Genomic DNA, 12,230 nt, shown 5'->3' on the forward strand with positions numbered 1-12,230 from the left:
TCAAACCATTGCCGCTGCATTTGTACTTTTGCGCTTTCTTACACATCATGGAAGTAACAGTTAAAACCGCACAGCAACTTCGTTTAACCGAAGAAGAATTTGAACTTATCAAACAAAAACTTGGCCGCACGCCCAACTTTAATGAACTCTGCGCCTTTAGTGGTATGTGGAGCGAGCATTGCAGTTATAAGAACTCGATCAAGTGGCTAAAAACATTACCCCGTGAAGGCGGACGTATGTTAGTTAAAGCAGGCGAAGAGAATGCCGGCTTAATGGATATTGGCGATAATCTTGGTGTTGTATTTAAAATTGAAAGTCATAACCACCCATCGGCTATTGAGCCATTTCAAGGTGCTGCAACAGGTGTAGGTGGTATTCATCGTGATATTTTTACCATGGGTGCACGCCCCATTGCTGCACTCAACTCGCTCCGCTTTGGTAATTTAAAAGAAGCCAAAACACAGCATTTGTTGGGTGGAGTGGTGCATGGTATCGGTCATTACGGCAACTGTTTTGGTGTACCAACAGTTGGTGGTGAAATTTATTTTGAAAACTGTTATCATACCAACCCATTGGTAAATGCCATGAGTGTGGGTATTGTAAAAGCAGGTGAAACCGTTTCGGCAACGGCTGAAGGTTTAGGCAACCCTGTTTTCTTTGTTGGTAGTGCAACGGGTAAAGATGGTATTGGTGGTGCAAGCTTTGCAAGTGCCGATATTACAGCTGAGAGTGCGGAAGAATTACCTGCAGTACAGGTAGGTGACCCTTTTCAGGAAAAGAAATTACTGGAAGCTTGTCTGGAAGTTATTCAAACAGGTGCAGTTGTTGGTATGCAGGATATGGGTGCAGCCGGTATTATTTGTTCTACGGCAGAAATGAGTGCAAAAGGTGGAGTAGGTATGCGTATCGATCTGGATAAAGTACCAACCCGCCAGCAGAATATGAAAACATGGGAACTGTTACTGAGCGAAAGCCAGGAACGTATGCTCATGGTGGTTGAAAAAGGCAAAGAGCAATTGGTATTAGATGTGTTTGAAAAGTGGGATCTGCCTTGTTCTGAAATTGGTGAAGTAACCGACGATGGTCTTCTTCGTTTCTATATGAATGGTGAACTGGATGCTGAACTGCCTGCACACGATTTAGTGTTGGGTGGTGGTGCTCCGCAATATACAAGAGAGTACAGCGAGCCTGCTTACTTCGAAAAGATCAAAGCATTTGATGCAAGCAGCATTGAAGTACCTGCTGATCTTAAAGCGACTGCTGAGCAATTGATACAAATACCCAACATTGCAAGCAAACGCACCGTGTATCATCAGTACGATAGTATGGTGGGTACAGGTAACTCAAGCACCAATGCTCCAACCGATGCTGCAGTAGTACACGTTAAAGGCACAACAAAAGGCATTGCAGTAACAACCGATTGTAACAGTAAATATGTATTTGCTGATCCGTATAAAGGCGCAATGATCGCTGTTAGTGAAGCTGCACGTAACATTGTGTGCAGTGGCGGTTTGCCATTAGGCGTAACCAACTGTTTAAACTTTGGTAATCCTTACGATCCACAAGTGTATTATCAGTTCGTACATGCTATTAAAGGCATGGGCGAAGCTTGTGTAAAATTCGATACACCGGTAACAGGTGGTAACGTAAGTTTTTATAATCAAAGTCCGGATGGTGCAGTTTACCCAACACCAACAATTGGTATGGTTGGCTTGCTCGAAAACATCAACGATAAAATGACGCTTGATTTAAAAGCTGAAGGCGATGTGCTTTTCCTTGTGGGTAAAGCAACCGACAGCATCAGCTCAAGCGAATACCTGCATAAAATTCATGGTGTAGAATTCAGCCCGGTCCCGCATTTTGAACTGGATGAAGAATTTGCACTGCAGCAAAAAATAGCTGAACTCATCAGTAAAAAGATTATTGCATCTGCACACGATATCAGCGAAGGTGGTTTGTATGTTGCTTTAACGGAAGCAGGCTTTAACCGTAACCTTGGTTTTGATGTTACTGCAGGCGATGCAACCATCCGTAAAGATGCGTATTGGTTTGGCGAAGGACAAAGCCGTGTTGTGGTAAGTGTGAAGCCCGAACAGGTAGCAGCATTGCGTAATGCATTAGGCGACTTCCCATATGCAGAACTTGGATTTGTAACTGCAGGAGCGATTGTTGTTGATGCTGCAGATTGGGGTAGCATTGCAGAATGGAAAGAGAAATACGATACTGCTATTGAAGCTTTATTGGCAGGTCATGAAAGTGAACATGCAATGAGTGCATTGTAATGGATAACGGTTCAACGATAATTGTTACAGGTGCTGCCGGTTTCATTGGCAGTTGCATGGTGAGTTATCTTAATCAGCTTGGGTATGTCAATCTTATTTTGGTTGATGAATTTAACCGTTCAGATAAAGAGTCCAACTTAACAGGCAAACAATTTGTCCGTAAAGTTGAACGTGAAGAATTGTTTACGTGGTTGTATAATGAAAAGCCGGAAATCGATTTTGTTATTCACCTGGGGGCACGAACAGATACCACCGAGTTTAATTATGCTGTTCATCAACATCTCAACGTTGAGTATTCGCAACACATCTGGAATTATTGCACAGTAAACAATGTTCCGTTGATCTATGCATCGTCTGCTGCCACGTATGGCGATGGAGAATTGGGTTATGATGATGCACATGAACTGTGTCATCAGTTAAAACCATTAAACCCTTACGGTGTTTCTAAAAATGAATTTGATAAATGGGCTTTGCACCAGGAAGCGCATCCGCCTTTTTGGGCAGGGTTGAAATTCTTTAATGTGTACGGTCCGAACGAATACCACAAGGCACGTATGGCCAGTGTTATTTTTCATGCCTTCAATCAAATAAAGCAAAACGGAGAAATGAAACTCTTCCGTTCGCACAAAGAAGGATTTAAAGATGGTGAACAACTGCGTGATTTTGTGTATGTAAAAGATGTGGTGCAGGTAATTGCATGGCTAATGCAACAACAACCTGCATCGGCTATTTACAATCTTGGTACAGGTAAGGCAAGAAGTTTTCACGACCTGGTGGCAGCAACATTTCATGCACAGGATCTTGCTACAAACATCCAGTTTATTGATATGCCTGAAGACATAAGGGATAAATATCAATACTTCACCGAAGCAAACATGAACAAGCTGCGTACTGTCGGTTACGAACAACCGTTCTTTTCATTGGAAGAGGGAGTAACCGATTACGTTAAAAATTATCTTGTTCCTCATCGTTATTATTAATTAATTTTATAGCTGTAACGAAAGCATGCCACAGTGAAAATTCGCTGTGGCATTTTATTTATCAAATACATCGTCATGAATAAGAAGATTGCCATTATTGGAGGAGGAAACCTGGGTGTTGCTATTGCAGAAGGATTGATCAAGAGCGGATTTTGTTTACCCAGTCATATCATTATTACAAAGCGGAACATCAAAACCCTCAGCGATATTGAGAGCAAAGGTGTATTGGTGTCGAGTGATAATAATGAAGCTGTACGTTATTCCGATCTGGTGATCCTGGCGGTAAAACCTTTCCAGATAAAAGATGTGCTGTTGGGAATGAAGGAAGAACTGAATGCACAACGTCATGTATTGGTGAGTGTAATTACAGGTATTACTATTAAAGATATGCAGGAGTGGGTAGGGGCCGATATGCCCGTTATCCGTGCCATGCCCAACACAGCTATTGCCATACAGGAAAGCATGACCTGTATCAGCTCCATCAATACAGTTCAGGAGCAACTCGATTATGTACATGATCTTTTTTCGCAACTTGGCCGTGTAGCCATGATCGATGAAAAGCTGATGGATGCTGCAACCGTGCTCGGTGCCTGTGGTATTGCTTATGCTTTGCGTTATATCCGTGCCAGCATACAGGGTGGTATTGAAATCGGGTTCGATGCAAAAACTGCCACACTCATTGCTGCACAAACGGTGAATGGTGCTGCTGAACTGTTGATACAAAAAGGATCACATCCCGAAGCTGAGATCGATAAAGTAACCACACCCCGTGGCTGTACCATTGCCGGGCTTAACGAAATGGAACATATGGGCTTCAGTTCTTCGTTAATTAAAGGAATTAAAACGAGTTACGAGAGCATCGGGAAATAGTTCCAAATTCTTCTTTCCTTGTTTTTTCCACAGGCACCTGAACTGATTTTTTTCAATCGAAAAAATCATCGTAGGTTTGCATGACCTCCACTATTTATTTCCATTTTACATTACGGCAGGTCTGCAAACTCGAAAAATTTAATTTATGGCCAAGTACATTTTTGTAACCGGTGGCGTTACATCATCATTGGGTAAAGGTATTATTGCGGCATCATTGGCCAAGTTATTACAGTCACGTGGGTTTAAAGTGACCATTCAGAAATTCGATCCTTACATTAACGTTGATCCGGGTACACTTAACCCGTACGAACATGGCGAGTGTTTTGTAACAGAAGACGGTGCCGAGACCGATCTTGATCTCGGTCACTACGAACGTTTCCTCAACATTCATACATCGCAGGCAAACAACGTTACAACAGGGCGTATCTATCAAACAGTTATTAATAAAGAAAGAGAAGGAGCGTATCTCGGTAAAACGGTGCAGGTTGTGCCGCATATTACCGATGAGATCAAACGCCGGATGTTGTTGTTGGGCAAAGACGGCAAGTATGATATTGTAATCACCGAAATTGGTGGTACAGTGGGTGATATTGAATCGTTACCGTTTGTGGAAGCTGTGCGCCAGATACAGTGGGAATTACCGGAAGAAGATTGCCTGGTGGTACATCTTACATTGATCCCCTACCTGAAAGCTGCAAAAGAATTAAAAACTAAACCAACCCAGCACAGTGTTCGTTTACTGAGCCAGGAAGGAGTACATCCCGATATTATTGTTTGCCGTACGGAACGCCCGTTGAGTACAGAGATCCGTCGTAAGATCGCTTTGTTCTGTAATGTGAAACCTGAAGCTGTAATTGAAGCAAGCGATGCTTCTACTATTTACGAAGTGCCGTTATTTATGTTGAAGGAAAAGCTGGATGTGATCTGTTTAAAGAAACTCAACGTAACCATTTTCCCTGAACCTGATTTAGAAAACTGGAAGAAGTTCATCGACAAATTAAAATATCCCAAAGGCCAGGTAAATATTGGTTTAATCGGTAAATACATTGAACTGCAGGATGCATACAAGTCCATTCTCGAAAGCTTTATTCATGCAGGTGCTATTAATGAATGCAAAGTAAATGTGGTGAATGTGCACAGCGAATTTATTACCGATCAGAATGTGGGTGAAAAGCTCGCAGGTTTGGATGGTTTGCTGGTAGCGCCTGGTTTTGGTAACCGTGGTATTGAAGGAAAGATCACCGCTATTAAATATGCACGTGAAAACGGGTTGCCATTCTTTGGTATCTGTTTAGGTATGCAAATGGCTTGTGTGGAGTTTGCACGCAATGTATTAGGATTGAAAGATGCACATTCGTTTGAAATGAATGCTGAAACACCAGACCCGGTAATTGATATGATGGAAGAACAGAAAAAGATCACCAACAAAGGTGGTACCATGCGTTTGGGTTCTTATCCATGCGATATTAAAGAAGGTACATTGGCTGAAAAGATCTACGGTAGTTTACATATCAACGAACGTCACCGCCATCGCTATGAGTTCAACAATAAATACATGGAAGCGTTTGAACAGGCAGGTATGATTCCCAGCGGTAAAAATCCTGAAACCGGATTGGTGGAGATCATTGAAAACCCAAAGCATCCATTCTTTATTGGTGTGCAATATCACCCCGAATTGAAGAGTACGGTAGAAAGCCCTGCTCCTTTGTTTGTGCATTTCATTAAAGCCGCAAAAGAATATTCGGAGAAGCAGCAATCAGTTAAAAATCCTTTGCTGGAAAGTGAAATGATTTAAAGAGTTTCTAGTTTATGGTTTGTGGTTTTTGGTTGCTTAAAATTTGAACCTGCTGATAAGATTCAACAGGTTGCTCTAACAAGAAACCAAAAACCACAAACCATAAACTGAATTTAATTTTCCGGTTTGCCAATCATCTGCTGTTTGATCTTTTCCCAGAAGCCCTGCACATTTTCATCATTTCGTTTCCAGTCTTTACCCCAATGATTAAGCTTATTCTTTTGCTCGTCTTTCTGCATACGGAAAAATTCTTCCATGGTTTCGGTATCCTGCTGCATAGATAGTTTGTTGTAGAGCCGTTTCATTTCACGTTCGTAATCCACGCTTTCTTCGGCCATTTGTTTTTCCAGTGCTTCACGTTGTTTTACTTTTTCGTCGTACACGCCAACGGGCAATAATGTTTTTGCAATCACCGGCATCAGCTCGATCAACATCAGGATAATTAAAATAAGATAATATCGAAACTGCAATGCGCTGTTATCCTTCAAGAGGTTATTCATTGCTTCAATGCGTGTAAGAAAGCCGGTGTTCAGGTAAGCAAGAAAATCTGTTTCCTGTTTCTTGATAGCTTCTTCCATTGTTTTCAACTCTTCATCAATCGCCTCAATACGGGGCTGCTGCTGTGTTTGCAATGTTTTGTAATCATCATCCAGCTTTTGATATTCGTTTCGTTTGGCAATAGCAATATCCTGTATGCCTACTTTACCACTACCGCCGCTGCCATCTGTTTCTGCAATAAACTTTTCTCTCGCATTATTTACTTCGGCATATTTTGTTGAGAGGGCTTTTTGCAAAGTTGCTTTTTCTTTCAGCAATTCATCTTTCCTGTTTTTGTATAGAAGATCCAGTTCTGTTCGCTTGGTAAGTTTTCGTTTTTCATTATCCAGCGATACCTGCATTTTGATCTCTTTATCGAACATATACAGAATGGCTGGTTGTGCCATAAACGTACCAATGGTGAGGGCCAGCAGACCACGAAAAAGTAGCGGGGGGAACTTGCGTTTATTAAACTGGTTGATGCCTTTGATCAGTGCACGGTCAATACTCAGGATCACAAAACCCATAAAAATGCCACTGCCAACATAGAGAAATACATTGTCGATAACGGTCGAGAAGAAATAGGTCCAGGCGAGTGTGGCAAAAATCCAGGTGGCTAAAACGCTCATTCCCACAATGCGGTAGCGGTTCCTGTCAACCACACAATCTTTGATCAGTTCTTTTTCTGCTGTCGCCAGCCACCAAAACAACTCATCGGTTTGGGTAGGGGCATACGTTTCCCGTTCGTACATGGGAGTAATCGGTTGGCTCATACTAATGATTTAAATTGTTAAGCTTGGTTAAAGCAGGAACAGCGAAGTGGTTAAAGTTGCAGATAAAACGAGCAGTAAAATTAGTTATTGTAAAAGAAAAGCAAAAACCAAGTTACAAGGATCAAAATCCAATGTTCAAGGTACAAGAACCAAAAGTCAGGATGATCTTCATTGATTGAAACTCTCTGGATTTTGGAGCCTGGACATTGGATTTTATATCTTGAGCCTTGAATCTTGTGCCTTCTTTTCGTACCTCGTACTTCAAGCCAAATACCTACCTTTGCCGCTCCAAAATAATTACTCAAATGAATTTTGACCGGAATACGATTATTGGCTTTGTAGCGATGATGGTTTTGTTGTTTGGTTACATCTTTTTTACCCAACGTCAGCAAGGTGCATTAGAGGCAGAAAAACAGCATATTGCAGATTCTACTGCTAAGGTGGAAGCAGTTAAACGCAAAGCTGCAGAAGAAAAACAAAAAGCGTTGGCTGCTCAACAGCAGGCCGATACATCAAATAAAGCTCCCATTGCAGCAGATGAATTTCAAACAGGAGCCGCAGAGCAGATTACTGTAGTTGAAAACGAGGTGATGAAGGTAAATTTCACCAGCAAAGGTGGTTACCCTAAATCGATCGAATTAAAAAAATACAAGCGTTTCGATGGTAAACAAGTTGTACTTGGCGGCGATAAGCACCAGTTGGTTTACCAGGTGAATGCAGGTGCCAATAAATCGGCCAAAACAAGCGATCTGCAGTTTGCCGCAGGAGCTGTTACTACTTCGGCTGATGGACAGGCGATCACTTTCAGTGTTGTGAATGCTGCGGGTCAATCAATAGAACATGCTTACAAAATCAAGAATAACAGTTACCTCATCGATTGGACTGTGCAACTTAAAGGAGCTGATAAATTATTAACGCAGGGAATACTCAACCTTAACTGGGATATTACTGCCAACCAGCAGGAAAAAGATCTGAAATACGAAAAAGGCCAGAGTAATATTGGTTTTGTTGAAGACGGTGGTTATGATTTTGAAGCAGCAGGAACAGGCGACAGCAAAAAGTTTGGTGAGAAAACAAAATGGATCGGCGTTAAACAACAGTTCTTTAATACATCGCTTATTGCGGTAAATAATTTTGCTTCTGCTGAAACTAACTGGACCGTTCCTGAATCGAAAGATGATTCATTACACAAAGTAATGGATGTGCAATCAACACTTCGCTTTAATCTGGCAGGTGTATCGGCTGCAACTATTCCCATGCAGTTGTATTATGGTCCTAACGATTACCATATTTTGAAAGCATTTGATAACAAACTCGAAAGTCACGTACAGTTGGGTTATGGCATTTTTGCGTTTGTAAAATACATCAACCGTTTTGTGGTAATGCCTGTGTTCGATTTCTTTAATAAGAATATCGGCAGCATGGGTATTGTTATTCTGTTGCTTACCTTCTTTATCCGTTTAATCATTTCTCCGCTTACGTACACCAGCTATTTAAGTGGTGCAAAAATGAAAGTGCTGCGCCCCGAAATTGATGAGCTTAAAAAGAAATACGGCAGCGATCAGCAGGCAATGAGCATGGAGCAGATGAAACTTTTCCGCCAGGCGGGTGTAAACCCATTAGGCGGTTGTATTCCTGCAGTGTTGCAGATTCCCATCTTCTTTGCCTTGTATAGTTTCTTTAACTCCAATATTGCATTGCGTGGCGAAAACTTCTTGTGGGCAAAAGATCTGTCGGCATACGATACAATTGCAAATCTGCCGTTCAATATTCCATTCTACGGCGATCACGTGAGTTTGTTTACCATTACGGCAACTATAACCAGCTTGTTGATCTCTGTTTACAACCAGTCGATGACACCAACACAGGACAATCCGGTAATGAAGTACATGATCTACTTCTTCCCGATCATGCTGTTGTTCATCTTCAACAGCTTACCATCGGCATTAACATGGTATTACACTGTATCGAATGTGGTTACACTTGGTTTGCAGTTGATCATTCAGAAGTTTATCATTAACGAAGATAAATTGCATGCAAAACTGCAGGAGAATAAAAAGAAGCCGGTTTCGAAATCGAAATGGCAGGAGCGTTTAGAACAAATGCAGGCAAGTAACCAGAAACTGCAGGATATGCAGAAGAAAGGACAAAACAAAAAATAGTCTTAACAAAGTTTAACAAAGCCCCGGATAATCTCCGGGGCTTTTTCTTGTTTGCAAATGCAACTTGGCTCACTATTTTTATATCTTTAACCGTATAGAATTGAATTCACTATGAAGCAAATGATTAAAGCCGGATTTCTGTTTTTGTTTGCGGGGTTTGTACAGGCTGCAACAGCACAGCAAACCTACAGCGAAGGAATGGTAACGTATAACGTAGTTGTAAATACCGGCAACAACGAACCGAAAGCTGCCGATTTGTTAGATGGGGCTACTCAAAAAATCTGGTTTAAAGGGGTTAACACACGTACCGAGCTTTCCAGCATTTTGGGTAAAACAGTAACACTGCACGATTCAAAAACTGGAGCTGCGGTGGTAATGAACGAGTATGGTGAGCAGAAGATTCTGATACGCATGACAAAAGAGGATTACGACGACCGTAACAACAAATATGCAGGTGTGCAGTTTGAGCTAATGCCCGAAACAAAAAAGATTATGGGCTACAATTGTAAACTGGCGATCGCCAAGTTGAAAGATGGTACAACCTTTCGTGTATATTACACAACCGAACTTGCATTCCAGAATAAAGACTATGGCGCACAGTTTAAAAACCTGCCGGGCTTTCCGTTAGAATATGAATCGGAGTTCCAAAAAATGAAAGTAACCTACATTGCCGATAAAGTAACGTTCGATCCTGTTCCGTCTGTAATGTTTGATGTGCCGAAAACAGGGTATAGAGAAATGACTTACGAAGAAATTAAAAAAATAAGAAAGAATTAAAAAGATAAGTGCAAAAGAAAGCCCCGATATTATCGGGGCTTTTAATTTATTTGATCTCTTTCTGCGGAGTTTTAAACTTGTTGAAGACAGCCTTTTTCTTCACCGGTAAAACATACAGGTTATTACCTTTTTGAAAGGTAACCGTGTTGCCACTTAAAACCAGCTTATTGTTGTTTGTTGATGAAAAGCTGAATCCACTCTTAAAACGGAAACCGTTTTGTAACGTTAATGGACTGCTTTTAAGGTTAAGCGATGTTTCGTTCTTCTTTTTACCGCCACCACCAGAAAAGAAAGAGGCAGATGAAGCTGTAAAGAAAAGGGCAAAACAGCTTACAAACATTAAACTTTTCCGAAGAAAGTTTTGGCTATATGTTGTTTTGGCTGTCATTTGATTGCAAATTTAACGATGAATAATGGGATTCTGTTATCCGTCTATCATTTTTTTATAATTATATTAACGCATGTTGATAACTAAATGTTACATGCCTATTGTAAATTTTCTGAAATACGGGGTAAATTACAGTAACCCACCCGCAACTACATGAAACAAAACCCCTCAAGAAACGACAAAGAAGAAATCAGAGAATTACTTCGTTTGTACGAAAACCTCAAGAACGGCCGTTCGCATTCCTTCCTTGAAGAGGAGAATTTTGAAAAGCTGGTTGATTATTTTGACGATAAGGAAGACCTTACACAAGCATTGGAGGCGGCTGAATTAGGGATTGAGATTTACCCCTACTCATCTTTATTATTGGTAAAAAAGGCAGATCTGTTGCTGGCAACCCGTCAGTACAAGGCGGCTTTGGAAGTGCTGGAACAGGCCGAGCTGCTTGATAGTAACGATATTAACCTGTACATACTTCGTACCGATGCTTACCTGGCATTAGATCAACAGGAAAAAGCAGTTGAGTTATTGGAAGAAGCATTGCAGTTATTTACAGGGGAAGAACGTTTGGAGCTCCTTTTTGAGTTATCTGATGTATATGACGATTATGAAGAATTTGAAAAAGTGTTCGACTGTTTAAAATTGATTTTGGAAGAGGATCCTGCTAACGAAGAAGCGTTGTATAAAATCTGCTTCTGGACCGATTTTACAGGAAGAAATGAAGAGTCGATCAAACTTCATTTAAATATCATCAACGAAAATCCTTACAGTGAACTTGCCTGGTTTAACCTCGGGGCAGCTTACCAGGGATTGAAGTTGTACGAAAAAGCAATTGATGCATACATGTACTGTATTGCTATCGATGAAAAATTCGATTATGCATACCGTAATATAGGCGATGCGTACATCCGTCTGCGCAAGTACAAGGATGCAATTGAAATGCTCGAAAAAGTACTGGAGTTAAGCAGACCCGAAGAAGTTATTCATGAAGCAATTGGTTATTGTTACGATCGTATGGGGCAATATGCACAGGCGAGGTTTCATTACCGTAAAGCTTCACACATGAACCCCGACGATAGTAAGCTCTACTACAAAATTGCCTGCACATACATTAACGAAGCACAATACGAAAGCGGAATAAAACAACTGCAGCAGGCACTGCGTATTCAGCGTACACAACCGGAATATAATCTGGCAATGGGAATGGCTTTGGTGGAAATTGGTGAGTACAAAACAGCTATTGAACACTATACACATGTAATAAAAGCAAGACCAAAAAATGTAAAGGGCTGGAGCGCTATTTTGGAATGTATGCTTAAAGCCGATATGCTCGAAAATGCAGATGAGTATGCAATTGCAGCTTATGAAGCTACAGGCGATAAACCCGTATTTCTTTTTTACAGAGTGGCTGTCTTTTTTGCACAAGGCAAAACAAAACAAGCCATCACACAGCTTGAATATGCAATGAGTAAGGCGCCCAAGCTTATAAAAAAGCTGATAGAGTTACAACCTCGCCTTTTGCAGCATCCACAGGTGGTTGAGCTTGTTACCCGTTACAAACGATCGAACTCTTTATAAGTCTACTCGTTATCTGACGAATGTCAGTAAATCACTAATTGCAGGTTGCGGCTCTATCCCTAAATTTGCCACGATTCAACAAAAAAAGCAA

General features: G+C 41.1%; 9 protein-coding genes. 7 read left to right on the forward strand and 2 right to left on the reverse strand.

Annotated features, from left to right (window positions below):
* Nucleotides 1-47: 47 nt before the first annotated feature.
* From purL to ESA94_RS15260, 4 genes are all read left to right on the forward strand, one after another.
* Nucleotides 48-2,282 (forward strand): phosphoribosylformylglycinamidine synthase subunit PurL, encoded by a 2,235-nt coding sequence (gene purL / locus ESA94_RS15245; protein WP_129131801.1) that lies wholly within the window; start codon nt 48-50, stop codon nt 2,280-2,282.
* Nucleotides 2,282-3,262, forward strand: a complete 981-nt coding sequence (gene rfaD, locus ESA94_RS15250; RefSeq protein WP_129131802.1) for an ADP-glyceromanno-heptose 6-epimerase — start codon at nt 2,282-2,284, stop codon at nt 3,260-3,262. Before purL ends, rfaD begins: the two co-directional genes overlap by 1 nt.
* A 75-nt stretch (nt 3,263-3,337) precedes the next feature.
* On the forward strand, nt 3,338-4,132 hold the full coding sequence (proC, locus tag ESA94_RS15255) for a pyrroline-5-carboxylate reductase (RefSeq protein WP_129131803.1): 795 nt from the start codon (nt 3,338-3,340) through the stop codon (nt 4,130-4,132).
* A gap of 145 nt (nt 4,133-4,277) precedes the next feature.
* Complete coding sequence (locus ESA94_RS15260; RefSeq protein ID WP_129131804.1) at nt 4,278-5,927, forward strand: CTP synthase; 1,650 nt, start codon at nt 4,278-4,280, stop codon at nt 5,925-5,927.
* Nucleotides 5,928-6,040: 113 nt separating this feature from the next.
* Here the strand turns inward: ESA94_RS15260 and ESA94_RS15265 are convergent, their stop codons facing one another.
* Nucleotides 6,041-7,237 (reverse strand): DUF4407 domain-containing protein, encoded by a 1,197-nt coding sequence (locus ESA94_RS15265; protein WP_129131805.1) that lies wholly within the window; start codon nt 7,235-7,237, stop codon nt 6,041-6,043.
* A 305-nt stretch (nt 7,238-7,542) separates the two neighbouring features.
* Here ESA94_RS15265 and yidC point away from each other — a divergent pair, with 305 nt between their 5' ends.
* Nucleotides 7,543-9,399: a membrane protein insertase YidC gene (gene yidC, locus ESA94_RS15270; protein WP_129131806.1), complete on the forward strand. Its 1,857-nt coding sequence runs from the start codon at nt 7,543-7,545 to the stop codon at nt 9,397-9,399.
* Between the two features lie 111 nt (nt 9,400-9,510).
* Nucleotides 9,511-10,176 carry a hypothetical protein gene (locus ESA94_RS15275; protein ID WP_129131807.1) on the forward strand — a complete coding sequence of 222 codons (666 nt, stop codon included), beginning with the start codon at nt 9,511-9,513 and terminating at the stop codon, nt 10,174-10,176.
* Nucleotides 10,177-10,222: 46 nt separating this feature from the next.
* Here ESA94_RS15275 and ESA94_RS15280 read toward each other — a convergent pair whose 3' ends face one another.
* The gene (locus ESA94_RS15280; RefSeq protein ID WP_129131808.1) at nt 10,223-10,564 is read right to left on the reverse strand and encodes a hypothetical protein; all 342 of its coding nucleotides are present in this window, start codon (nt 10,562-10,564) and stop codon (nt 10,223-10,225) included.
* A gap of 153 nt (nt 10,565-10,717) precedes the next feature.
* On the opposite strand from ESA94_RS15280, the gene ESA94_RS15285 reads away from it, so the two are divergent.
* Nucleotides 10,718-12,139 carry a tetratricopeptide repeat protein gene (locus ESA94_RS15285; protein ID WP_129131809.1) on the forward strand — a complete coding sequence of 474 codons (1,422 nt, stop codon included), beginning with the start codon at nt 10,718-10,720 and terminating at the stop codon, nt 12,137-12,139.
* Nucleotides 12,140-12,230: the final 91 nt, after the last annotated feature.

Source organism: Lacibacter luteus, assembly GCF_004118265.1.
GTDB classification, from domain to species: domain Bacteria; phylum Bacteroidota; class Bacteroidia; order Chitinophagales; family Chitinophagaceae; genus Lacibacter; species Lacibacter luteus.

Bases quoted from the DNA above. Each gene is read 5' to 3' on its own strand.
- rfaD (WP_129131802.1), top strand. From the start codon at position 2,282: ATGGATAACGGTTCAACGATAATTGTTACAGGTGCTGCCGGTTTCATT.
- ESA94_RS15285 (WP_129131809.1), top strand. From the start codon at position 10,718: ATGAAACAAAACCCCTCAAGAAACGACAAAGAAGAAATCAGAGAATTA.
- ESA94_RS15265 (WP_129131805.1), bottom strand. From the start codon at position 7,237: ATGAGCCAACCGATTACTCCCATGTACGAACGGGAAACGTATGCCCCT.
- purL (WP_129131801.1), top strand. From the start codon at position 48: ATGGAAGTAACAGTTAAAACCGCACAGCAACTTCGTTTAACCGAAGAA.
- ESA94_RS15260 (WP_129131804.1), top strand. From the start codon at position 4,278: ATGGCCAAGTACATTTTTGTAACCGGTGGCGTTACATCATCATTGGGT.
- ESA94_RS15275 (WP_129131807.1), top strand. From the start codon at position 9,511: ATGAAGCAAATGATTAAAGCCGGATTTCTGTTTTTGTTTGCGGGGTTT.
- proC (WP_129131803.1), top strand. From the start codon at position 3,338: ATGAATAAGAAGATTGCCATTATTGGAGGAGGAAACCTGGGTGTTGCT.
- yidC (WP_129131806.1), top strand. From the start codon at position 7,543: ATGAATTTTGACCGGAATACGATTATTGGCTTTGTAGCGATGATGGTT.
- ESA94_RS15280 (WP_129131808.1), bottom strand. From the start codon at position 10,564: ATGACAGCCAAAACAACATATAGCCAAAACTTTCTTCGGAAAAGTTTA.